Annotated in this window: 24 protein-coding genes; 19 read left to right on the top strand and 5 right to left on the bottom strand. The window is 40.2% G+C overall.

Annotated elements, in window-relative coordinates:
* Window positions 1-8: 8 nt before the first annotated feature.
* The 9 genes from SJW71_RS14975 (at window position 9) to ptsP (ending at window position 9,476) form a co-directional block, all read left to right on the top strand.
* Window positions 9-710 carry an ATP-binding cassette domain-containing protein gene (locus SJW71_RS14975; protein WP_274796715.1) on the top strand — a complete coding sequence of 234 codons (702 nt, stop codon included), beginning with the start codon at window positions 9-11 and terminating at the stop codon, window positions 708-710.
* A gap of 70 nt (window positions 711-780) precedes the next feature.
* Window positions 781-1,701 carry an ABC transporter ATP-binding protein gene (locus SJW71_RS14970; RefSeq protein WP_274796716.1) on the top strand — a complete coding sequence of 307 codons (921 nt, stop codon included), beginning with the start codon at window positions 781-783 and terminating at the stop codon, window positions 1,699-1,701.
* Window positions 1,679-2,620 (top strand): ABC transporter permease, encoded by a 942-nt coding sequence (locus tag SJW71_RS14965; RefSeq protein ID WP_431811127.1) that lies wholly within the window; start codon window positions 1,679-1,681, stop codon window positions 2,618-2,620. Before SJW71_RS14970 ends, SJW71_RS14965 begins: the two co-directional genes overlap by 23 nt.
* A gap of 177 nt (window positions 2,621-2,797) precedes the next feature.
* Entirely contained in the window at window positions 2,798-4,744 is a 1,947-nt protein-coding gene (gene nagE / locus SJW71_RS14960) for an N-acetylglucosamine-specific PTS transporter subunit IIBC (RefSeq protein WP_431811126.1), read from the top strand.
* A 98-nt stretch (window positions 4,745-4,842) separates the two neighbouring features.
* Entirely contained in the window at window positions 4,843-6,009 is a 1,167-nt protein-coding gene (nagA, locus tag SJW71_RS14955) for an N-acetylglucosamine-6-phosphate deacetylase (protein WP_407133609.1), read from the top strand.
* A 59-nt stretch (window positions 6,010-6,068) separates the two neighbouring features.
* On the top strand, window positions 6,069-6,779 hold the full coding sequence (locus SJW71_RS14950; RefSeq protein ID WP_274796720.1) for an SIS domain-containing protein: 711 nt from the start codon (window positions 6,069-6,071) through the stop codon (window positions 6,777-6,779).
* 20 nt (window positions 6,780-6,799) lie between these two features.
* Entirely contained in the window at window positions 6,800-7,504 is a 705-nt protein-coding gene (locus SJW71_RS14945) for a glucosamine-6-phosphate deaminase (protein ID WP_274796722.1), read from the top strand.
* Window positions 7,501-7,767 carry an HPr family phosphocarrier protein gene (locus SJW71_RS14940; RefSeq protein ID WP_274796723.1) on the top strand — a complete coding sequence of 89 codons (267 nt, stop codon included), beginning with the start codon at window positions 7,501-7,503 and terminating at the stop codon, window positions 7,765-7,767. Before SJW71_RS14945 ends, SJW71_RS14940 begins: the two co-directional genes overlap by 4 nt.
* A complete protein-coding gene (gene ptsP / locus SJW71_RS14935) occupies window positions 7,764-9,476 on the top strand; it encodes a phosphoenolpyruvate--protein phosphotransferase (protein ID WP_313470625.1) in 1,713 nt (570 codons plus the stop codon). Before SJW71_RS14940 ends, ptsP begins: the two co-directional genes overlap by 4 nt.
* A gap of 52 nt (window positions 9,477-9,528) precedes the next feature.
* Here ptsP and SJW71_RS14930 read toward each other — a convergent pair whose 3' ends face one another.
* Window positions 9,529-10,206 (bottom strand): HAD family hydrolase, encoded by a 678-nt coding sequence (locus SJW71_RS14930; RefSeq protein ID WP_322606208.1) that lies wholly within the window; start codon window positions 10,204-10,206, stop codon window positions 9,529-9,531.
* Between the two features lie 62 nt (window positions 10,207-10,268).
* The gene (locus tag SJW71_RS14925) at window positions 10,269-11,036 is read right to left on the bottom strand and encodes a sporulation protein (protein WP_431811125.1); all 768 of its coding nucleotides are present in this window, start codon (window positions 11,034-11,036) and stop codon (window positions 10,269-10,271) included.
* 229 nt (window positions 11,037-11,265) lie between these two features.
* On the opposite strand from SJW71_RS14925, the gene SJW71_RS14920 reads away from it, so the two are divergent.
* On the top strand, window positions 11,266-12,000 hold the full coding sequence (locus SJW71_RS14920) for a sulfite exporter TauE/SafE family protein (RefSeq protein WP_431811124.1): 735 nt from the start codon (window positions 11,266-11,268) through the stop codon (window positions 11,998-12,000).
* Window positions 12,001-12,070: 70 nt separating this feature from the next.
* Here SJW71_RS14920 and SJW71_RS14915 read toward each other — a convergent pair whose 3' ends face one another.
* The 3 genes from SJW71_RS14915 to nhaC all read right to left on the bottom strand — a co-directional run bounded on the left by SJW71_RS14915 (window position 12,071) and on the right by nhaC (window position 14,740).
* Window positions 12,071-12,598 carry a GNAT family N-acetyltransferase gene (locus tag SJW71_RS14915; protein WP_431811123.1) on the bottom strand — a complete coding sequence of 176 codons (528 nt, stop codon included), beginning with the start codon at window positions 12,596-12,598 and terminating at the stop codon, window positions 12,071-12,073.
* Between the two features lie 34 nt (window positions 12,599-12,632).
* Window positions 12,633-13,055, bottom strand: a complete 423-nt coding sequence (locus SJW71_RS14910; RefSeq protein ID WP_274796730.1) for a hypothetical protein — start codon at window positions 13,053-13,055, stop codon at window positions 12,633-12,635.
* Window positions 13,056-13,360: 305 nt separating this feature from the next.
* Window positions 13,361-14,740 carry a Na+/H+ antiporter NhaC gene (gene nhaC, locus SJW71_RS14905; RefSeq protein ID WP_312507052.1) on the bottom strand — a complete coding sequence of 460 codons (1,380 nt, stop codon included), beginning with the start codon at window positions 14,738-14,740 and terminating at the stop codon, window positions 13,361-13,363.
* Window positions 14,741-15,272: 532 nt separating this feature from the next.
* Between nhaC and SJW71_RS14900 the strand changes: the two genes are divergently transcribed.
* The 9 genes from SJW71_RS14900 to SJW71_RS14860 all read left to right on the top strand — a co-directional run bounded on the left by SJW71_RS14900 (window position 15,273) and on the right by SJW71_RS14860 (window position 24,665).
* Window positions 15,273-15,896, top strand: coding sequence for a DUF47 domain-containing protein (locus SJW71_RS14900; RefSeq protein WP_274796733.1), 624 nt, complete (start codon window positions 15,273-15,275; stop codon window positions 15,894-15,896).
* 15 nt (window positions 15,897-15,911) lie between these two features.
* Complete coding sequence (locus SJW71_RS14895; protein WP_274796734.1) at window positions 15,912-16,928, top strand: inorganic phosphate transporter; 1,017 nt, start codon at window positions 15,912-15,914, stop codon at window positions 16,926-16,928.
* An 807-nt stretch (window positions 16,929-17,735) separates the two neighbouring features.
* A complete protein-coding gene (locus SJW71_RS14890; protein ID WP_431811122.1) occupies window positions 17,736-17,864 on the top strand; it encodes a hypothetical protein in 129 nt (42 codons plus the stop codon).
* Between the two features lie 218 nt (window positions 17,865-18,082).
* Window positions 18,083-18,781 (top strand): response regulator transcription factor, encoded by a 699-nt coding sequence (locus SJW71_RS14885; RefSeq protein WP_431812215.1) that lies wholly within the window; start codon window positions 18,083-18,085, stop codon window positions 18,779-18,781.
* Window positions 18,778-20,226 carry a HAMP domain-containing sensor histidine kinase gene (locus SJW71_RS14880; RefSeq protein WP_274796736.1) on the top strand — a complete coding sequence of 483 codons (1,449 nt, stop codon included), beginning with the start codon at window positions 18,778-18,780 and terminating at the stop codon, window positions 20,224-20,226. The genes SJW71_RS14885 and SJW71_RS14880 overlap by 4 nt, the downstream gene beginning before the upstream one ends.
* On the top strand, window positions 20,223-21,296 hold the full coding sequence (locus SJW71_RS14875; protein WP_431811121.1) for a LolA family protein: 1,074 nt from the start codon (window positions 20,223-20,225) through the stop codon (window positions 21,294-21,296). Before SJW71_RS14880 ends, SJW71_RS14875 begins: the two co-directional genes overlap by 4 nt.
* Before the next feature lie 14 nt (window positions 21,297-21,310).
* On the top strand, window positions 21,311-21,532 hold the full coding sequence (locus SJW71_RS14870) for a hypothetical protein (RefSeq protein WP_274796738.1): 222 nt from the start codon (window positions 21,311-21,313) through the stop codon (window positions 21,530-21,532).
* A 382-nt stretch (window positions 21,533-21,914) separates the two neighbouring features.
* Entirely contained in the window at window positions 21,915-23,690 is a 1,776-nt protein-coding gene (locus SJW71_RS14865; RefSeq protein WP_341385981.1) for a cation:proton antiporter, read from the top strand.
* 78 nt (window positions 23,691-23,768) lie between these two features.
* On the top strand, window positions 23,769-24,665 hold the full coding sequence (locus tag SJW71_RS14860; RefSeq protein ID WP_431811120.1) for an RCC1 domain-containing protein: 897 nt from the start codon (window positions 23,769-23,771) through the stop codon (window positions 24,663-24,665).
* The last annotated feature ends 50 nt before the right edge of the window (window positions 24,666-24,715 follow it).

Here is a 24,715-nt window from a genome sequence, read left to right as displayed (position 1 = left end):
TGAAGGGTATGCTACAGCTATCTAATGTGTCTTTTCAATATAAGAATAAGCCAATTTTACAGGATATTACCTTTTCTTTCCCTATTGGACAAATCATCGGACTTGTGGGGGAAAATGGTAGTGGGAAATCCACATTAATGAAAGTATTAGCTGGTTTACTACGACCTTCTGCAGGTGAAGTGACACTCAATGCAGAGCCCGTCACGCGTAGAAGTGCGGACCGAATTGCTTATTTACCAGATACGGATTTGTTTTTTGAGTACTTTACAGGTGAGCAGCTATTTCAGCATTATGCCTCACAGTTCGAGGATTTTTCCTATGACAAAGCCTGTATAGTAGCGGAATTTTTACAGGTTGATAAACAGGCTAAGCTACGCCAATTATCAAAGGGCAATCGTGGTCGGATGAAAATGGCTGCAACGCTTGGGCGAGAGGTTCCTTATTATGTAATGGATGAACCCTTTGCAGGGCTAGACCCTATCGTTCGAGAGCAACTGATTAAAGGCTTATTGCAATTTACTGATATCGAGAATCAAACCATCTTGTTGTCAACACATGAATTATATGAGGTAGAGCCGATTTTAGATCAAATTATATTGTTGCAAGCAGGGTCTATCACGGCTTATGAAGATGTCGAAACATTACGTGATGTGACCAATAAGGATGCGGTCGAGTGGATGAAAGGCTTTTATCGACCTTTCAACAAATGAAACTACTGCTAAAGATGAAAATTGACACTTTTTATGCTCAGGTGAAATGGATTAGAAAGGGTGAAAAAATATGACAGAACCAATTGTACAATTGCAAAATTTATCGAAGACCATTCGTGGGAAGCAATTAATACAGCAGTTAAATATTGATTTATATCCAGGACAAATTACAGGGTTTTTAGGACCAAATGGTGCGGGGAAAACAACAACCATTCGAATGATGACGGGCCTTATGAAGCCAACAGAGGGCAAGGTATTGATTGATGGGCTTTCCTTACAGGAGCATTATGAGGAAGCGATTAGTAAGGTTGGCGTTATTGTCGAAAACCCCGAAATGTATAAATTTATGTCAGGCTATAAAAATTTACTACATTTTGCACGTATGCATAAAAATGTAACGAAGGAACGAATTCAAGAGGTCGTTCAACAAGTCGGGCTCGAACATCGTATACATGAAAAGGTATCCACGTATTCTCTTGGTATGCGTCAACGACTAGGTTTAGCACAGGCACTATTGCATCGACCAAAGTTTTTAATCTTAGATGAACCAACGAATGGCTTAGATCCTGCTGGAATTCGAGAGTTTCGCATGTATCTTCGCAAGATTGCCTCAGAAGAGGGCGTTTCTGTATTTGTATCTAGTCACTTATTATCTGAAATTGAGCTAATGTGTGACCGCGTAGCAGTCATTCAAAATGGTAAGCTCATTGATCTACGTGATATCCATAATGAAAGCTCATCCTTTTATTATGTGGAGGCACAGCCAAAAGAACAGGTATCTGCTTATCTTAAAGAGCATGATTACCAATTCGCTGCTGAAAATGGTGGCTATGTAGTGGAAATGACGAAGGAAAATGTTCCAGCCTTAATTACACAACTAGTGCAAGAAGGTATTCAACTATTTGCAATACAGCCACATCAAAAAACATTAGAGGATCAATTCTTAGAAATGACTGGAGGCGGACAAATTGCTGAAGCTAATTCAAAATGAGTGGATGAAATTATGGCATAAAAAAGGAACATGGGCAATGGTTGCGATGCTAATTCTTGTCATTCTCGTTCCAGCAGGGATCACTAAATATTATGAAGTAAAATCGACAGATGAAGGCTCATGGCAGGATATGGAGCAGCAGGCCATTCAATCAAATAAAGAGATGCTTGCCAATGAGGAATTAACGGCGGAAGATAAGGTATATTTTGAGGAGCAGATTGCTCTTTCAGAATATCGCTTAGCCCATGATGCACCGAGCCAAACGGATAGTAGCCTTGCCAGCTTTATGTCCTTTACAAGCAATATGATTATACTTGTCACTTTATTTACAGTCATTACAGCCGCAAGTATTGTGTCGAGCGAATTTTCAACAGGTACCATTAAAATGCTGTTAACACGACCGATGTCTCGTGCAAAGGTGCTAACGTCTAAATTACTGACGACCTTCCTATTTGGTTTTTTATTATTTGTAGTCAACGTAGTGGTAAGTGCCATTGTTGGCTTGGTATTGTTCGGCATAGGAACAGGTGTCGAATTAGAAATCGTCAATGGGCAAGTAGCCGAGAAGGCCGTATGGAGTGATTTAGCGTATCATTATCTACTGTCTGGTGGAGATTTTGTGATGTCTACATTGTTTGCCTTTTTAGTAGGCTCTGTGTTCCGTTCAAGTTCATTAGCGATTGGTTTAACGATGTTCCTTTCCTTCACAGGTGGCATGATTGTGATGTTCTTAAGCCGCTACGACATTGTCAAATACATTTGGCTAACACATTCTGACTTAACACAGTATGAAAATGGTGGTGGCTCGATGATTGCTGATGTGACGATGCCATTCTCTTTAACCGTACTTGCTATTTATGCAGTCATTTTCCTTATTATTAGTTATACATCCTTTATGAAGCGTGATGTCACTGCATAAGTTAAATAAGAACTGTGCCCTAATTCTCATTGGGGTGCGGTTTTTTTTTTGCACAACACGAAATATTAAAAAAGTATTTATTTTTTTTCGAATTGCGCCTATAATAATAGCAACTTAGTGAAAACGCTTTTTTTTTACTAAAGTGGTCTAGACAACTATACCAAAGGGGGATAATGAATGTTTGCTTTCTTACAAAAAATCGGTAAGTCACTCATGTTTCCAATCGCTACTTTACCAGCAGCGGCCTTATTATTACGTTTAGGGTCAGGGGATATGCTTGGGGCAGTACCGAATGAAGCGATCCAGTACATTGCTAGTATTATGGCTGCTTCGGGGAATGCTATACTTGGCAATTTACCTATTATTTTTGCTATCGGTATTGCCATGGGATTAGCTCATGATAGCAGTGGGGGCGCAGCTCTTGCAGGGGCGATTGCTCATCTTGTGTTAATAGCCGTTTTAGGAACAGTTAATGAAGATTTAAATATGGGTGTGTTTGGTGGAATTATTGCCGGTATTACGGCAGGCTTATTATATAACAAATATTATAATGTGAAATTTCCAGAATGGTTATCATTCTTTGGCGGACGGCGCTTTGTACCGATTATCACATCGATAACGATGGCGATTTTAGGTAGTATTTTAGCAATCGTTTGGGGACCTATTCAAGGTGGTATTGATGCGGTCGGCAATTGGATGATTGGCGCTGGATCACTTGGTGTTGGGATGTACGGGTTCTTTAACCGACTTTTAATTCCAGTTGGTCTACACCACGTTATCAATACAATTATTTGGTTTGACTTCGGTGAATTTACCAATGCTGCAGGCGAAATAGTGAAAGGGGATATCAACCGCTTCTTAGCAGGGGATACATCAGCTGGACATTTCCAAGCTGGCTTCTTCCCAATCATGATGTTTGGTTTACCAGCAGCCTGTCTTGCGATGTACTTTACAGCGAAAAAAGAAAAACGTCCTATAGTAGGTGGGATGTTCGTTTCTATCGCTTTAACAGCCTTTTTAACAGGTGTGACAGAGCCGATTGAATTTTCATTTATGTTCTTATCACCAGTTCTTTATGGTATTCATGCTGTATTAACAGGTATTTCTCTTGCGGTTGCCTATATCGTTGGTTTCCGTGACGGTTTTGGATTCTCAGCAGGTTTAATTGATTACTTGCTGAACCTTGGTCTGGCAGATAAACCATTACTATTAATTCCTTTAGGCTTAGGCTTTGGTGCCATTTACTTTGTTGTATTCTATTTCTTAATCAAAAAATTAGACTTAAAAACACCTGGACGTGAAGACGATGATGAAGAGGAAGTGGAAGTCGATGCTTCTATTTCCGACGATGTCGATGTACGTGCATACTATACAATTGAAGCCTTAGGTGGAAAAGAAAATATTAAACAAATTGACTACTGTACGACACGCTTACGTATGTCTGTGCAGGATGCCAATATGGTGGATGAAAAAACATTAAAGCAGACTGGTGCACGAGGTGTTATGCGTATCAGTAAAACGAATGTTCAAGTAATCATTGGTACATCTGTTGAGTTTTTAGCTGAGGCCATGAAAGAACGTCTGAAAAAAGGCAACCCAGCACCTAAAAATGCAAAACTGCCAACAGCACAGCCTGTAGTGGAAAAAACAGCACATAATGAAACAACGACATTCAATGATTTTGAGATGCCGATGACAGGTGATTTGCTACCATTATCAGAAGTACCAGATGAGGCATTTTCTGCAGGCTTGATGGTACCTGGCTTTGGGATTCGTCCAACTGACGGGACAGTTTATGCACCATTTGATGGTCAAGTGGTCATGATCTTCCCAACAAAACACGCCATTGGTTTGAAATCAGATACAGGCGTTGAAGTATTAATCCATGTTGGATTAGATACAGTCAAGCTGAATGGTGAAGGCTTTGAACTGTTTGTAACAGATGGTCAAACAATTAAACGAGGAGAGGCGCTGTTAAAAGCAGACATTGCTCACATTAAAGATCAAGTACCTTCCGTGATTACACCAGTTGTATTCACAAGTTTAATGGGGCAAGAGATTACACTTGGAAAATCGGGCTACCAGCGAGCAGGCTCAACAAATATTATTGCAATGAAAAAGTAACAATAAATGGGGCTGTTTGCTAAGGTACACATAAGCAATGTGAAAATTGTGAATGGACGCCTTTTCAACAGCCTTTGTTCAAGAAGGAGATGCTATTCTTGAGTTTATTAATTCGTAACATCACAGTGGTTAACGCAAATGGTCGAGATGAGCAAATGGATGTGTGGATGAAGGATGGCAAAATCGCTCAAATCGCCCAGCACATTGAAGTCAGTGGTGGGGATCGGTTAGATGGTTCAGGGAAATTTTTATTGCCAGGATTTATTGATATGCATATCCATGGCTCTGCTCGAATGGATGCAATGGATGCATCTGATGAAGGACTCCACACTATGGCGCAATCGCTTTTAAAAGAAGGTACGACCAGCTTTTTAGCTACAACGATGACACAAAGCTATGACAATATTGAGCGTGCTATTGCCAATATCGCACAGTTCCAGCCACAGCCCGATGAAGCGGAAGTGTTGGGCATTCATATTGAAGGACCATTTGTTTCGAAACAGCGTGCTGGTGCTCAACCTCTTGATTTTATTGTGCAGCCAGATCTAAATGTATTCACCAAATGGCAGGAACTAAGTGGTAATAAAATTAAGCAAATTACGCTGGCACCCGAAGAGCCTAATGGTATGTCAGCTGTGCAGAGTATTGCTGCTAGTGGTGTGATTGTATCGATTGGTCACTCGGATGCAACCTTTGAGCAAATGCAAGAGGCGGCGCAATTGGGTGCAACACAGGGGACACATTTATACAATCAAATGCGTCCATTCCACCACCGAGACCCAGGTGTTGTTGGCGGTGTTTTATTGCTAGAAGGCATAAAGGCCGAGATGATTGTTGATTTTATTCATATGCACAAGGGTGCAGTGGAAATGGCCTACCGCGTGAAAGGCGCAGATGGCATTATTTTAATTACTGATGCCATGCGTGCGAAGGGTATGCCATTTGGTGAATATGACTTAGGTGGTCAAATCGTTCATGTGACTGAGGCAGGAGCCCATCTAGCAAACGGTTCCTTAGCAGGTAGTATTTTGAAAATGGATCAAGCTGTACGAAACATGCACCTCGTAACAAATTGTACGCTTGAGGAGCTTGTGAAAATGTCGAGCTTTAATGCTGCTCAACAATTGAAATTAAGCACGAAGGGACAGCTTGTGCAAGGCTATGATGCAGATGCAGTCATTATAGATGCGCATTTAAATCTTCAGCAAACAATTAAGGGTGGCCACATTTTATTTGATGTGATGAAAGATAGCGAAGGTCGTTAATGTCTCTTTGACATACAAACATCCAGCATGAAACGATGGAAATGAAAAGGTGATAGATCATGAATACCTATTTTCAACAAGTTAATCGATATTTAACAATGGTGGCTCAACAGGAAAGTGAGCAAGTCATGCATGTAGCCAAGCAAATTGTTAAACGTCTCACACAGGGGGGTATTATCCAGCTGTTTGGCTCTGGGCATTCCATGTTATTAGCGCAGGAATGTTACTACAGAGCAGGTGGCCTAGTGCCTGTCAAACCGATACACATTGAATCGTTAATGCTGCATCAGGGTGCACGGCAATCCTCGCAAAATGAAAAAAAGCAGGCTTTTTTAGCCTCCTATAAGGATCAGCTCCAGTTTGATGACCAAGATGTTTGTATTATCATTTCAACATCCGCTAATAATCCAGCGCCCATTGATATGGCCATCTATGCCAAGGAAGCGGGCGCTTTGACCATATCATTGCAATCGCTGGAATATCAACAGCAGCCATCACGCCATCCTTCAGGCAAGCGTTTAGAGCACATTGTAGATGAAATTTTAAATACACATGTTCCATTAGGAGATGGTGTTTTAACAGTGGATCAGTTGCAGTATGCACCTGTATCAACGATCTTAGGTGCAACTTTATTAAATGCTTTATTTGCTGAAATTATTGAGCTTTTGCATGAACAGGGTGCAAATCTACCCGTGTTTGGTAGCAGCAATATTGGGAAAAACAATAACGATGCGCTCATTGATCAATATGGTCAACGTATTCATTTCTAAGGCAAAAAGGAGGATATTTGGTGATAATAAAAAGGTTTTCCTCAGTTGATGAGTTATACGCTCAGGCAGTAGCGACAATCGTGGAAGCGAAACAAAATGGAGCGACAACGTTCGGGTTAGCTACTGGTGGAACAATGGAACCGTTGTATGCTAAAATCTGTAAAACGGATATTGATTTTTCAGATTGCACGAGCTTTAATTTGGATGAATATGTTGGACTTGAGGCAACGCACGAGCAAAGCTATGCCTATTACATGAACAAGCATTTATTTCACCAAAAACCATTTCAAGCATCCTATTTACCGAATGGTTTAGCAGCCGATCCTTTAGAGGAAGCAGCACGCTATGAAGCATTGTTGCAACAGCATTCCTTAGATTTCCAATTGCTTGGTATTGGTCAAAATGGTCATATCGGCTTCAATGAGCCAGGTACACCCTTTGATTCCTTGACACATTTAGTGACACTGGAGGAATCTACTCGCCAAGCCAATGCACGCTTCTTTTCATCGATAGATGAGGTGCCCACACATGCATACACAATGGGGATTCAGTCCATTATGCGAGCAAAGTGCATTTTGTTAATTGCAGTGGGAGAAACTAAGCGAGACGTTTTACAGCGTGTGCTGGCATTAGATTATACAGAGGATGTACCAGCGAGTGCTTTGTCCAAACATCCAAATGTTATCATTTTAACAGACTTACAAGAAGAGGAGAATAAATTATGAAAACACAACAATTTACAGTAGTCGATCCTTTAGGAATTCATGCACGTCCGGCAAGTCAGCTTGTAGCAAAAGCTACACCGTTTGCTTCTTCAATTGAAGTACGTACAGAAGAAAAAGCAGCTAATTTAAAATCCATTTTAGGTGTTATGGGGTTAGCCCTAAAACAAGGTTCACAATTTACACTTGTTGTAGAGGGGGAAGATGAAGAGCAAGCATTTGCAGCATTAGCGACACTCATGACAGAAATGGGGCTTGCACAATGACACAACTCTCTGGTATTGCCGCTTCAGACGGCATTGCCATTGCGAAAGCATATCGTTTTGTCCAACCAGATTTAACCTTCACGAAAACAACTGTTCAGGATATCGAGGCAGAGCAGCAACGTTTAGCAGCCGCTCTTGCCAAATCAGAGCAAGAATTAGTGGCGATTCAACAGCAAACAATAGAAAAATTTAGTGCAGAAGAAGCGGCCATTTTTGAAGCCCATTTATTAGTGCTGAAAGATCCAGAATTAATTGGGCCAATCAAACAAAAAATGGCAGATGAAGCGGTAAACGCAGAATATGCGTTACATGACGTTTCAACGATGTTTGTAACATTATTTGAAAGTATGGATGACGAATACATGAGTGCGCGTGCATCAGATATTAAAGATGTGACAAACCGTATTTTAGCGCATTTACTCGGTGTACATATTCCAAATCCAAGTCATATTAATGAACAGGTTATTATTGTCGCCAATGATTTGACACCTTCAGAGACTGCCCAATTGGACCGAAACTTTGTCCTTGGCTTTATTACAGATATTGGTGGCCGTACTTCTCATTCTGCAATCATGGCACGTTCATTAGAAATTCCGGCAGTAGTAGGGGCAGGGACAGCAACATCAACGATTCAAGATGGTGATCTATTAATTGTGGATGGTTTATCAGGTCAAGTGATTGTCAACCCAACGGCAGATGTTATGGCTGAATACGAAGAAAAGGCACAAAACTATCGTACGCAGCAAGCGGAGTGGTCAACATTAGTGAACGAGCAAACGCTGTCCAAAGACGGTGTACATGTAGAACTGGCAGCCAACATCGGATCGCCGAGTGATTTAGATAGTGTGTTACGCCATGGGGCAGAAGGAATTGGCCTATATCGTACAGAGTTTTTATATATGGGCCGAGAAAACCTGCCATCAGAGGAAGAACAATTTAGCGCTTATAAAACGGTCATTGAAGGAATGAACGGTAGACCAGTTGTTATTCGAACACTGGATATCGGTGGAGATAAACATTTACCGTACTTACCTTTACAAGAAGAAATGAATCCATTCCTAGGTCATCGTGCCATTCGACTTTGTTTAGATCAACAAGAGCTATTCCGTACACAATTGCGTGCATTACTTCGTGCATCTGTATATGGCAGCTTAAAAATCATGTTTCCGATGATTGCAACTATTCGAGAGTTCCGTGATGCTAAAGCGATTTTATTAGAAGAACAAGAAAAGCTTGTATCATCAGGAATTGCGGTCAGCTCGGACATTGAAATTGGGATGATGGTGGAAATTCCAGCGACAGCCGTGATGGCCGATATCTTTGCGAAAGAAGTGGACTTCTTCTCCATCGGCACCAATGATTTAATTCAATATACGATGGCGGCAGATCGCATGAATGAAAAAGTTGCGTATTTATATCAACCATATAATCCAGCCATTTTACGCTTGATTCAAATGGTCATTGAGGCAGCACATAAAGAGCAAAAATGGGTAGGGATGTGTGGTGAAATGGCAGGCGATGAGCTTGCTGTTCCATTGTTACTCGGCTTAGGCTTAGATGAATTCTCAATGAGTGCAACCTCCATTTTAAAAACACGCTCCTTGCTAAAGCAATTATCTGTTTCAGAGATGCAAGCTTTAGCGGCAGAGGCTTTACAGCTAGCGACAGCCGAAGAGGTTATCGAGAAAGTTAAGCAAGCTGTGAAATAAATGATCTTAAAAACCATCTACCGAAATGAATTGTGGTAGATGGTTTTTGGCTTTACTTCAACGATTTATTTAAACTGTTGATGATTAAAGGTACCTCTAACAAGTCATCGATGATGGCATCGGCTTTTACATGATCCCATTGAGAATCCCTTTTCCAAATGCCTTTCATTCCAACACGCTGTGCACCTTTCACATCATTTTCAGGATGATCTCCAATAAAAATACATTCATTTGGGAGCACATGTAGCTTTTCTAATGCTCTATTAAATATCTCGGGGTTTGGTTTTTTAATCCCTTCCCACTCGGATACTAATATGACATCAACATACTTGTCTATTCCTAACGCTTTCATATTATCCATTTGGAATTGCCCATAGCCATTGGTAATGATGCCCAAGGCGATATGGTCGCTTTTCAATTTTTCTAACATATGAAGAAGATGAGGAAAAGGAACACAGTGATTGTTGAAATTATTAATGTAATCTTGAAGAAGTTCTTCCCATGATAGTGTGTCTAGATTAAATTCAGCAACAAGTTGCTGATAGACTGTATCCTTCCATACATATCCCCGCTGATCTAATTGGATAAAACGAGACATATAGCGCTCTTTTGGAATATGTTTTACTAATTCGCCTAGGCGGTCATATTGCTTCGCTATGAATTTTTTTACGGAGGCATCTCTATTTAATAACGTTCCATCTAAATCAAATAATGCTGCTTTTATTCCCATAAATACACTCCTTTTTATATAAAAAAATAGTTGAAGATTTCCTCAACTATTTTTTCTAGGATCTAGATATATTTGGAGATGATTTGCTGAAGCTTCGCCTGGAGTGCAGGTACGTCATGCATAGTAATGGTTGTTCGAACATAGCTTTCATCCATATCTAATGCCTCCGCAAAGAAGCTACCAATGCCTCTTACTTTACGATCAATTTGCATGTAAATTTCTGCTGAGTGGTTGGATTGCGAAAGGAAGACGATTTCAAGCTCATCTAAATGTCCTCTAAATGGACCTGTTGGCACAAATTCAAACTCCTGAACAAATGGGTAATAGCCTCGGAAGCGGGTAGGGGCTTGTTGGCATTCCGCTTCACGTAAACGAAAACCTAACCCACGAATAGCATCTAGGATGTGGTCTGCCAGCATTGTTGGCTCCACTCGAATATAATCCTTATCACTTGGATCGACAGCGTTCTTTATATCAAGACCTGTTTGAATCCAGACCTGTGTTTTACCTGCAGTAATGGGTGTTTCAAATGGCAGTGTGAGCGAAATTGGAAAGATCTTTTCCTCACCAGCACCTAGTAAGAACGGCTCTGACACTTTCAATTTTTGCAGTGTGGCAACCTCTGTATGTTTATGGTCATTCGACTCTCGAATATAAGTTGTATTAACTGATAGATAGATCGTATCGACTTGCTGCTCAACTTGACCACCACGCACGATAATTTCGCCTTGCATGACCTCACCAGCGCGATAAGTATCCTTTTCTAATCGAGTATCCACTGTTGCTGAACCGATTCCAATACTTGCTAATGCTTTATGAAAAAAAGACATCTTTCATTCCTCCTACTGACATGTTTAGCTATACATACGCACAGATGGAAAAAAGGTTTCAAGGCTAGCCAATTTTTCGCTATACTATTTGAAAAGCGAAAGAGGGAAAGGAATGGAAAGTAGCAGTCAAAGACGGAGAACTTTAGGTTTTTTTGTTCATGGCTGCACCATTTATTCACATTTTCATTTTATAATGGTAAAAGTAGTACTAGATAGAAGGTGTGTTTGTATGTATCGTATGATGTCAGCTGTCAGTCAGTTTATAAGCGACCCTATTTCACAATTTTTAAATGGCTATGAGCATTCTGCATTTGCTATGACCGTTCTTCTGGGCCTTCTTGGTGCACTTGCTCCGTGTCAGTTAACGGGTAATATGAGTGCAATAACGTATTATGGCAATCGAACATTGCAACTGAAAAGTAACTGGCAGGAGATTGTGCTCTTTATGCTTGGGAAAGTGCTTGTATTTAGCGGTCTTGGACTCTTCGCTTGGCTTTTTGGTCAATCCTTTGAAACAAAGATGACTCAATACTTTCCCATCTTTCGTCAAGCTATTGGACCAATCATGCTGATAACAGGCCTCGTGCTAATAGGTCTATTCAAATTAAAGTTTTTATATCGCCTATCCTCTCTATTACCGCCAGTTGTAAAAGCAGGGAAATTGGGCTCCTTCCTCATGGGCGCTAGTTTTGCCATTGCCTTTTGTCCAACCATGTTTGTGCTATTTTTTGGGTGGTTAATGCCAATTGTTGCAAGCACCCCCTATGGCTTAATTTTGCCCAGTGTATTTGGGGTGGCAACTTCTATACCACTCATTTTGCTACTCTTCTTTATTTATCTATTTGATGCAAAGCGTCTTATAATGCGGACAAGTATAAAGCTAGGGAGGGGAATACAAATAGTGGCAGGAATATTGTTAGTATTCATTGGTATGACAGATACGATCACCTATTGGGGGATGTAAAATCCAAAACCACTTACCAAGCAGATTGATAAGTGGTTTTTATCAAAATAAATAGAAAAAGAATAGCTAATCATTCAACATTTGCCTCTGAATCGCTCCATTTATAGTAAACAAATTTTTGGCTTTGTCCATTCATGTCAAATTCATCATCACTCGTGCCAATGTATTTAAATCCATTTTTCTCTAATATTTTTTGAGAGGCAATATTATTCGTCGTTGTTTTCGCTGCAATATGTTTGATTCCTAGATTGCTTACCGTTGCCAATAATAACTTTAACGCCTTATTCGCCAATCCTTTACCTATATGCTCTTCGCCAACTCTATAACCAACATGGCCAAGCTGTTGACTTTTATCAATATCAACTAAATTTATTCTTCCAACAATTTGTCCATTGTCATTTTTTATTAAATAAAAATAAGATATGTCTTGGGCTTGTTCTTCTATTAATAGTTCATTTTTCTCTTTAAAAATTTTATACTCATAATAATCATGTCCACGACTAGGTACCATTTTTTCGAAATATGTCCTATTTTTAAGCTCAAATTCATATAAACGCTCAAGATCAACGTGTTCTAATTTTTCTAGTATAATATTCATATAATCCCCTTTTTCTATTTAAGTAAAATATTGTTTAGTTTGAGATAAAGCTGTCAGCATGGAGATGCTCACAATACTCTCTGATTAAAGTCCAGTCATTTTGCTCTTTGCGGAATCGTTGAATAAATAATTTGACAACATCAAGTAGTTTTCCTTCGATTTCAAACGTGACCCAAAACGTTGCAATCACTTCATTTTCAGTTGCAGGGGTGATATGCAGTACTTTAAAATGCCATTTTGGTTGACGACCTTCATATTGTTGATACGCTTGTTCCCAGCCCATTTTTGCCTCCTCGTAGCCCCAATCCGAAATATTGGCTTCTGGTCCCGCCCAGCGTATGGCGATTTCCTTTGACAAAAAGGCATTCATTTCTTCGGCATTACAGCCATTCCAAACATCTTGATAGTGTTGGAAAAAGTGTTCAAACTCTTTGAGTAATGTATCTGTAGCTGGCATGAAAATACCTCCCGTAGAATTGTCATTATTTTATGGTTCTAATAAAAGATTCCGTTCCTGAGAGTGGTTATATATATAATAACATAAATTCCAATATTATGAATTATCTAATAACAAAAAGGTAGATGATGTTTGCTTTTATTAAAAGTAAGTTATAATTATCCACATTTTAGTTTTACCGAGGAGATGTATCGATAGTAGAGCTGCTAACAATATGTAATGTGATCGTACTGTAAGTGTTTCAATAAGCGATGCAATAATGAGGAAAAAAGGTAGCTGATGTTTGAATCAGCTACCTTTTGTTATTAATCAAGCCTTGTTAACGTTTTGCCACTCCAACCAAAAATGACGGTTAGAATAGGCCCTAGTAGACAGAAGAAGGTAAAGGGAAGATAAGCTAACGTAGATATATCAAGAACACTTGCTATGAAAATACCACAAACACTCCAAGGGACAAGAGGATTGACTACCGTACCTGCATCCTCCATCACGCGAGAAAGATTTTTTGGGGCCAAGCCGACCTTCGCAAATTGTGCTTTAAATGCCTCACCCGTTAATAAAATGGATAGGTACTGCTCACCGATCAATGTATTGACACCGATGCCCGTAATCGCTGCACCTGTAATAACAGAGCCAGCACTTTTAAACAAGCTTTCAACTTTCGTTAAGATGCTTTGAATAATGCCTAGTGTAAATAGTAAGCCACCCATTGTTAAGGCAAGTAAAACAAGAGCAATGGTAAATAGCATACTATTCATTCCACCACGAGTTAGCAGAGCATCTATTTCTTTATTACCAGTTTGAGAGACATAGCCATCAAAAAGCATCTTGAAGACATCTGCAGCTGGCAATGGGTCATGAATATAGGCAAGTCCTACTCCCAGAATAGACACGACTGCCAGTGTAATGATAGCTGGTGCTTTATAAAAAGTCATAATAACGAGTACGGCAATAGGTAATAATGTATACCAATGAATAAGTCCTGTAGAGAGTAATCCTTCTTTAAATTGCTCCACTGTATCAAACGAAGTAGCTGCTCCTGTTGGTGATAAAATAGCGTACAGCACAAAGGAAATCAGGAAAGCAGGAATCGTAGTCCAACCCATATTTTTAATATGCTCAAATAAATCTACTCCAACCGTACCAGAGGCAAGATTAGTTGTATCTGATAAAGGTGACATTTTATCACCAAAGAAGGCACCAGAAACAATTGCTCCAGCTGTGATAGTTAACGAGATGTCCATAGCACCTGCAATGCCCATAAAGGCTACACCGACAGTGGCTACTGTTGTTAAGGAGCTACCGACAGACACACCGACAATGCTACAAATTAAAAAGACAATAGCAAAGAAAAAGTTAGGTGAAACGGTTAAAAAACCATAATAGATAAGGGTAGGAATCGTTCCTCCCATAATCCAGCTCGAAATCAAGATGCCAATAAAGAAAAAAATAAATACAGCGCCAAGTCCAGCACTAGCACCTGCAATCATACCGCCTTCAAGATCACGAAAGGGTACTTTTTTCAGTAGTCCATAGGCTAGTAAAAGTGAAATGACTAGAAAAATGGGAATGTGGGGTGTTGCTTTTAAATAGCCGATACTAAAAGCCATTGTGGCTATAATGATAAGTATAATAAAGCCTGCCTCAATAAATCGAGGGTTACTCTTAGCTTCTATTCGAAACATGTGAATCCTCCTAATAAACTTTTACGCTTCAATGCGGTGAAGCCCAAAAGTATTATAGCACGCTAATAATTTTTGTCAATTGACAGAAATTTGGAGGTCTTATCATCTCGATATTTGCAGCGATTGTGTATAAGCAGTTAGAACGTCGAGCATAACAAGCATAAGAGCGAATAATACTCTCGATAAAAGACAAAAAATAACAATGAAATTCCATCATTTTCATGTAAATTTCGTTTACAATTCCTTAACATTTCACATCATAAACAAAAAAGCAGAAAAAAGTTCATTTCAAGTGTTTTTGTAAAAACAAAAGAAAAAATGGTCATATTTAAAGAAAAAACACTGATTTTTATTAACAGATTTCCAGCGTTTTCAACTTGAAAAACAGCTTAAAAATAAATGTGGCAAATTTTATATTACATTTTTGTAAAATCAATATCTTTGTGTTTAAAATTTTGTAGAATTGTGTAAATGTTTTGTTATGATGATTCAGAAATCCACAAATTAATTTTTACTTAACAGGAGGAACAGGATGTTCAACTCAAATAAGCAAGATCCATTTTTTCAGTCTTTATTAAAAATCGCAAAAAATGTGAATGAAGGTATTTATTATGCACACAATGCCCGCATTCAAGATGATATAGATTCTTTAAAAGAAATTGCAGATACAATGAAGCAGTATGAAACAAGTGGAGATAAATTAATTCATGAACTCATTGTGATGCTAAATAAATCTTTTATGACGCCAATCGAGCGTGAGGATATTTTAGCATTAGCGAATAAACTTGATGATGTCATTGATGGAATGGAAGGCTGTATTGCTCATTTCAATATGTATAACTTAACAGAAGTAACAGAGCCTATGCGCCAATTCCTTTCATATATTGCCAAGAGTACAGATGAAATGGTACAAGCCATGGAACTTTTAAATAGTAAAAAGCTTGTAGAAATGCGTAAACATGCTATTCAAATTAAGGATAATGAGCGTGAATGTGATGAAATTTTCCGTTCTTCGATGAAGCAGTTATTTATCCAGGAAAAAGATCCAATGCGCTTAATTGTCTTCAAAGATATTTACGAGCAATTTGAGGATATTGCGGATAGCTGCCAAACAGTAGCAAACACAATTGAAACAATAATTATGCGTAATGCGTAAGATGGAGTGTACGAAATGGATACGATCTTATTAATCACCATACTAGTCGTTATATTCGCGCTTGTATTCGACTTTATTAACGGCTTCCATGATACAGCAAATGCCATTGCCACTTCTGTATCAACACGTGCATTAAAGCCACGTACAGCCGTATACATGGCTGCGGTAATGAACTTCGTCGGAGCGATTACATTCGTTGGGGTAGCAAAAGCGTTAACAAAAGATATTGTAGACCCATTTACCTTAAATGCTTATGATGGCGATATTACGGGGTCGGTCGTTATTTTAGCGGCCTTATTATCAGCCATAACATGGAATTTACTTACATGGTATTTTGGGATTCCATCAAGTTCTTCTCATACGTTAATTGGTTCTGTTGCAGGTGCAGCCATTGCGGCAGCCGGATTTGATATTTTGAACTATGCTGGGTTTATTAAAATTATCCAAGCATTAATTTTTTCACCACTACTAGCTTTTGCAGCTGGTTTCCTGATGATGACAATATTGAAGGTCATCTTTAAGGATATGAATTTATACCGTACGAATAAAGGCTTCCGAACAATGCAAATCGGGACGGCAGCCTTACAATCATTCACACACGGAACAAACGATGCGCAAAAAGCCATGGGGATTATCACACTCGCTTTAATTGCGGGTGGTCTACACCAAGGAGATGATATTCCATTCTGGGTACGTTTTGCAGCGGCCACAGCAATGGGTCTTGGTACATCTGTAGGTGGTTATAAAATCATCAAAACCGTTGGAGGTAAGATTATGAAAATTCGCCCAGTGAATGGGGTAGCGGCTGACTTAGCTTCTGCTTCGATCATCTTCGGTGCGACATTAATTCACTTACCAGTTTCCACAACACATGTTATTTCTTCTTCTATCATGGGTGTAGGTACCGCACACCGTGTCAAAGGCGTTAAATGGGGAATGGCACGTAAAATCGTCACAACATGGGTCATCACCATGCCAATATCAGCTGTCATGGCCGCGTTAATTTACTATATTTTAAGTCTATTTTTCTAGTTCGCTAAGGAATGCACAATCACTGTGCATTCCTTTTTTGTTTAGTGCTAGGAGCGTCAAAATGAGGATAACGAGGGCAAAGTAGCGGATAGAACGGCAAAAGTGGAGGATAGCCCGGACAAAGTAGCGGATAGAACCGGCAAAATGGAGGATAGCCCGGACAAAGTAGTGGATAGAACAGCAAAAGTGAAGGATAGCGAGGGCAAAGTAGCGGATAGAACCGGCAAAATAAAGGAAAGCCGGACAAGTAGCGGATAGAACCGGCAAAATGAAGGAAAGTCGGACAAGTAGCGGATAGCACGGCAAAAGTGGCGGATAGCGAGGGCAAAGTAGCGGATAGAACGGCAAAAGTGAAGGATAGCGAGGGCGAAGTAGTGGATAGAACGGCAAAAGTGGAGGAAAGCCGGACAAGTAGCGGATAGAACCGGCAAAAGTGAAGGAAAGCCGGACAAGTAGCGGATAGAACGCCAAAAGTGAAGGATAGCCCGGACAAAGTAGTGGATAGAACCGGCAAAAGTGAAGGATAGCGAGGTAAAAGTAGCGGATAGACCCGGCAAATGGAGGATAGCCCGGACAAAGTAGTGGATAGAACCGGCAAAAGTGAAGGATAGCGAGGGAAAAGTAGCGGATAAAACCAGCAAAGTGAAGAAAAGCCGGACAAGTAGCGGATAGAACCGGCAAAATGGAGGATAGCCCGGACAAAGTAGTGGATAGAACCGGCAAAAGTGAAGGATAGCGAGGGAAAAGTAGCGGATAAAACCTGCAAAGTGAAGAAAAGCCGGACAAGTAGCGGGTAGAACCGGCAAAATGGAGGATAGCCCGGACAAAGTAGCGGATAGAACGGCAAAAGTGGCGGATAGCCCGGACAAAGTAGTGGATAGAACGGCAAAAGTGAAGGATAGCGATGGCAAAGTAGCGGATAGAACGGCAAAATAAAGGAAAGCCGGACAAGTAGCGGATAGAACGGCAAAAGTGAAGGATAGCCCCACAAAACTAGCGGAATGCCCGCGCAGAAAGAAAAACAGCTTCGACGAAATCGGTAGTCTCTGCCCCCTTGTGTAAAGTGCGGATAGGCTCTAAGGTAATTATAAAGAAAGTGTAAAGTTCGGAGAAAAATGATTTTTCCGTAGTAAGGTTAATGCAGGAGGAGAATGATGAAGGAAAAGTTATTACTGATAGAGGATGATGCAGCTATTGGTCACATTGTGAAGGATACGTTGGAGCAGGAGGGCTATTGTGTGACATGGGCTACTACAGGCCTTGAGGGATTAGCAGATTTTCAAGCGCAACCTTTTGATTTAGTGTTGGTGGATTGGATGTTGCCAGAAATGGATGGTCTGACGGTTTGTCAAAATATTCGCTGGGAGAGTGATGTGCCCATCCTTATGATGAGTGCGCGTAAGGAAGAGGAGGATAAAGTGGAGGGCTTGCAGGGGGCAGATGATTATATTGCAAAGCCATTTAGTTTAGAGGAGTTAAAGGCACGGGTTGCCTCCCATCTTAGGCGCTGGCGACGCTATCATAAGCAAGAGCCGTTAGAGGAGCAAACTGCCTATGCGAATGGCTTAACAATAGATTGGCAACGGGAAATTGTCAGGGTTAATCAGCAAGAAATTGCGTTAACTCAAAAAGAATTTGCTCTTGTCAGGCTGCTAGCAAAAAATCCGAGTCAAACTTTCACGAAAGAGGAACTGTATCAGCATATTTGGCAGCAAGCGACTTTAGAGGACACTCATACTGTCACCGTACATATAAAGGCACTGCGAGAAAAGCTCAAGGATTCAGTGAAAAATCCAAATTTCATTCAAACCGTGTGGGGGAAGGGCTACCGCTTTATTGGTGAACCATTATGAAAATAAAAGCGTGGTTACTGATCATGTTTTTTATTGTAATGGTCTTACCCATAGCAGGTGCTTATAGCCTTTATGTGTGGATTAATGCTTATTATCAAGATAAAAATGTGGCGGAGTTCTTTGACAAGTGGACTGAGCTGAATCAGGTAAAAGATGTCGTTGACAATCCAGTACTTTATCGAAAAAATGCCAATTTTGAGGAGGTAGAGGATCTTACCAATGAGCAACTGGCGATTACCCTCTATACAAAATCTGGCTATGTTTTATATTCCTCCAACCCTTTGCTAACGGGCTATGTAGGGAAAGAGCGTATGTTGAAAGGCTTATATGATTTACAGCAATCCTACAACGCTTTTACCTATAAGGAGCCTGTTTATCAAAAAGGTGATTTGTTGGGCATCTATGAAATTCAATTAATACGAACAGATTGGGTAAAGGGTGTAGAGAAGCGTTCTTGGCTTGTTATGACAAGCACGATTCTGCTGTTTCTTATCATTTATTTAACTGTCATCTTGTTGCTACATCGGAAACTAAATCGGCCATTACGTGAACTGATGCAGCAAATGCGTAATTTTGCGAAAGGTCAGCATGGTAAATCAACTCTCGGTGTCAGAAAAGATGAGATTGGGGCACTCGCCCAAACGTTTGAGGCAATGCAGGATGAAATAGAACAAACTCGGGCTTCGTTAAAAGTGGAGCAACAGCAAAAAGAAATGATGATTGCAAGCATTTCCCATGATTTGAAAACGCCCCTTACAGCCATTCAAGCCTATGCTGAATCTTTACAAAACAAAGGCTTATCAGAACAGCAACAGGTGGAATATCAGCAGGTCATCGTCACGAAGGCAGATCGAATGAAGCATATGCTAGAGGATTTATTGATGTTTACATTACTTCAATCTACGGACTACGAATTAGAGCTGATAGCTGTGGATGGGGAAGAATTTTTTGACATGGCCTTATCTGATTATGAACCGTTATGTGTGGAAGAAGGATTTACATTAGAAGTCTTCTGTGCTGTGGATGGGCTCTATGCTGTGCATCCTAAACAACTTCAGCGTGTCATTGATAATTTATTGAGCAACGCATGGCGTTATGGGGAAAAGGGGACAACAATCGGCTTAGCAGCAGTCAATGCTGGGAACAATCCGCAATGGGGTTTTGATTTCTTGAAGTCTGCTTTAACCGAGCAAGAAGGTATGTATATCATCGTGCAAAATGTTGGATTAGGCATACCACAACAGGACATTGCAAAATTATTTGAGCCCATGTATCAAGCTGATCGTGCAAGATCAAAGGCTGGAGAACGAGGAACAGGGCTTGGCTTAAATATTACGAAACAAATTATTGAAAAACATGGTGGAACTGTCGAGCTACTTTCAAGGGAGAGCGTTGGAACAGCAGTTATTTGCTGGCTACCACCTTATAAAGGAGTAAATACATGATGAAGTGGAAACAATCATGCCGAGCAGCAGGCTTAATTGCTGTAATGACATTTAGTTTAGTAGGCTGTAATACGGAAGCATCGTATACACCACAGGAAATAATAGAGCAGGCTCTTCACGAATCGAAGGAGCCACTTACGTATTATGGCGAATATACGTTAGATATGGGAGAGCTAGGTGGCAAAGCTTATGTGAAGGAATGGGTAAAGGATCGAAATAGACGGATAGAGATGACAGGTGACAATGGTGAGCATGTGATTACGGTCACAAAGGATGCTAAAGTGATTAGCTATGATGTTACTGAACATACAGCCTATACAATGGCTTATTCGCAGGATGAACTTTACGGCCTACAATCACCGAAAGATCAGGTACAGCTTATTTTTAATATGGTTAAAGATACGCATGATATTAAGATAGCTGGAGAAGAGAAGGTTGCTGGTAGAGATACGTATAAAATTGTAGCGAAAACGAAGAAAACGGAATCATTATTTGGGGATATGGAAGCATGGATTGACAAAAAAACTTGGTTGACGTTAAAAATGAAGTCAGATAATGCAGGAAATAAAATGATTACCGAATATTCAAAGATCAATTTTGCTGAAAAAATCGAAGATCAACAATTTACACTAGATCTACCAAAGGATGTAACGATTCAAGAAATTAGCGGAGAAGATCCTTCTGAATCCATTTCATTGGAAGACGCCAAGCAGCAGCTAGAAACGTTTTTAATGGTTCCAGAAGGAAATGGTCTTACGTTAGATAAAATTTCAGTTGTTAAAGGGATAGAAGATCGATCAGAATATTCTTTTGATTATGGATTAGACGGAGAGCTCGCATTTTTTGTCACGGTATTTAAAGCTGATGCTAGTATGGAAGATATTGGTCCCATCCTAAACGAAAAAGAGATGGATATTCGAGGACAAAAAGGAACCGTTATGGATGATCAACATTTCCGTTCGATTGCTTGGCAAGAAAACGGCTACCAATATAGTATTGTTGGGCAAAATCCAGAGTTAACGGCTGAGGATCTTGTAAGCTATGCACAAAAAATGATAGTTGTACAATGAGGTGAGGTGATGCTATGAAAAAAGCACACGGATTAAAATGTCTAGCATTGTTTTTATTTACCACTATTTTCTTCTATGGGGTAGGAGAAACATATGATGTGTCTTGGCTCCAATTTCACTTGACAGGCCAATATAATGATGTCGGTTTTTATTTTAGCTTTACTTCCCTAATTCCAATCTTGATTGGACTAGTAATGGTGGGGCTATATGAATCACTATTAAAACGATTTATCTAAATAATTTAGAGGCAGGATCACTTAAGGATGGTCCTGCTTTTTTTATGGTAGGTATCTATTACTATAAAAAGGATTTTTAAAGGATATTTTAATACGGCTACTTTTTTCTATAGCTTCGCCCTACAATTGTTTGTCCCCATTGTTATTGGTCCTTTGCTTTTACTTTACATTAACTTATTTACATCATTTAAAAATGGATGATGATAGGGGATTAAGAAAACAAAGTGGGCAGCGGTCCGGTCTTTAGGACTCGCTTTGGTTGTCCCAGCTCTTTATAATGTAATGAATTTACAAGCAATTTGTACATAATGAAGGGTAACGGGTTTAGTCATGCTAAAAATGGGGAATATACATTTATCCTAAGCAAACGTAGGTGATACATATGTTTGATCAATTATTATTCCAGTTACCTTTTATCATTTTTATTGGTTTATTTTCGCAATGGTTAGCTTGGCGTTTTCGCATGCCAGCCATTGTAATTATGAGTATAGCTGGACTGATGATTGGTCCTTTTACAGGCCTAGTATCTCCAAAAGAGACATTTGGCCCTATTTTTCATACAATTATTTCTTTGGCAGTTGCCGTTATTTTATTTGAAGGAAGTTTAAGTCTTGATTTTCGAGAAATACGTGGCTTTCGTAAATCAATTTTACGCATTTCCACCGTAGGGGCAGCCATCGCTTGGCTAGCAGGCTCGACTGCTGCTCATTATGTAGCAGGTCTATCATGGCCAGTCGCCTTTGTGATTGGTGGCTTGTTTATTGTAACAGGCCCAACCGTCATTTTACCTTTATTAAGACAGGCAAAATTGAAGGAGCGACCAGCGGCGATCTTAAAATGGGAAGGAATTGTTGTCGATCCCTTTGGAGCCTTATTAGCGCTTTTTGCGTATCAAGTGGTTTTAGGTTTGTATCAGTTAGAAGGTGGGACATCTCTTCCTGTCTTCTTTATTTCAGCATTTTTAGCTGCCCTTTTAGGAGGAATTGTAGGCTATTTAATGGGTCAATGCTTGGAGCGAGGATTGATTCCTGAATTTTTAAAATCCCCTTTGCTGCTCGCAACGATTTTACTCGTTTTTGCCTTAAGTGATGCCATTATGCATGAAACAGGCTTGCTAGCGGTGACGGTTATGGGGCTAGTCATGGCAAATATGCATTTAACAAGTCATCATGAACTGCTTCATTTTAAAGAAAATATTTCGGTAATTTTAATTTCCAGTGTTTTTATAATGCTAACCGCCTCCCTTACAGTTGAAACTTTATGGCAGATTGTTGATTGGCGTATGCTATTATTCGTGCTGGCAATGATGTTTATCGTTCGACCGTTATCGATTTGGATTGCGACGATAAATACAGGCTTAACGTTGGAAGAACGGGCATTAATCGGGTGGATTGCACCGCGAGGCATTGTTGCGTTAACTGTATCGGGTTACTTTACAACGGCACTGCAGGATGTAGGGTTTCAAAGTGCACAGTTATTAACAGCGCTGACATTAGCACTTGTTTTTGCGACAGTAGTTGCCCATGGTTTTAGTATTGGCTGGCTTGCCAAAAAGCTTCATTTACAGGCTTCCACTGGTAAAGGTATCGTCATTGTAGGCGCATCACCATTCACAACTCAATTAGCGACATCACTTCAAAGTAATGGAATTGATGTATTAGTGATGGATCGCTCATGGGAAGATTTATCTGCTGCTCGCCACAATGGCTTGAAGACGGAAACGGGTGATATTTTAAGCGAGCATACCGAGTTCTATGTCGACCTAACCCCTTATGATCAGCTAATTGTCGCTACAAAGCAGGATGCCTATAATGTTCTTGTTTGTGCTGACTTTGTGCCAGAGCTCGGGCGTCTCAATATTTATCAGACAGCCCTACATTCTACTGACCCTAAAAATTATTCTCGAAAATACGGGGGACAGTTATTAGTCGATGCAGAGCACGATATTCATCAATTAAATGCGCTTATTGAACAAGGTGCGCAACTACGGCAAACGAAAATTACTGAAGTATTTACAGTGAAAGATTATCTAGAACAAAACCCAAATGCCATCATGATCTATGCCATGACCTCAGATGGAGATATCGTGTTAGATATGGTCAATAAATATGACGATATAAAAAATGAACCACATACCATTATTAGTTTAATTGGCTAACTATATGTTGGAGAGCGTTAATCAAAAAAGGATTAACGCTTTTTAAGTTGAAGTTATTGCTACTCAAGGAGGTAAAACATGAATTATATTACACCGAACCAAGCCATGTTAAAGATGAACAGATGGCCTCGACAGACGATAGCAGCGGGTCGGCGACATTCCGTTGGGCTTCAAGCTGATGGAACTGTGGTGGCTACAGGAGATAATAAATATGGGCAATGTCATGTAAGCGGTTGGCGTGATATAGTAGCGGTGGCGGCTGGTAATGTTCATATGGCGAGGAATACAGGAAATACGCATACAATTGGTCTTCACTCAAACGGTACGGTGGAAGCTGTTGGTTGGAATAAGCATAATCAATGTCATGTAAACGAGTGGTGTGATATAGTCTCGGTTGCAGCCGGCTGGTGTCATACCATTGGCCTTCAATCGAATGGTATGGTGCTCGCAGTGGGCCGAAATCATGAAGGAGAGTGCCAAGTAAACGACTGGCGTAACATTGTAGCAATCGCTGCAGGTGACTGGCACACTATTGGTCTTCAATCGGACGGCTCGGTAACCGCTGCAGGGAATAATCGCTACCACCAAGGTAACGTCCATGATTGGCGCAATATGGTGTCGGTTGCTGCAGGTTATCTTCATACAATTGGTCTTCATTCAGACGGCACTGTATCAGCCGTGGGGTCGAATAAACATAAGCAATGCGATGTAATGGGCTGGCAAGGGATGGTGTCGGTAGCAGCTGGTAGTTACCATACCATTGGACTTCAAGCTGATGGCACGGTAATAGCTGTTGGTTTGAATAAACATGGTCAATGTAATGTAAATGACTGGCATGATATTGTGGCAGTTGCGGCGGGCTGCGCACATACTGTTGGACTTCGAGCAGATGGCACAGTGGTTGCAGTAGGGGATAATGAGTATGGCCAATGCGATGTAAGTGGCTGGCAGGGCATACAAGTACATGGCGATTAGATATTGGACACTAGAATTTCAAAAAGGAGCTTGGATTCCCAAACTCCCTT

This window comes from Lysinibacillus sp. FW12, from assembly GCF_050817245.1.
Taxonomy (GTDB): domain Bacteria; phylum Bacillota; class Bacilli; order Bacillales_A; family Planococcaceae; genus Lysinibacillus; species Lysinibacillus irui.
Note: the sequence above shows the minus strand (reverse complement) of the source record. Positions and strands in the feature narration are given on the sequence as shown.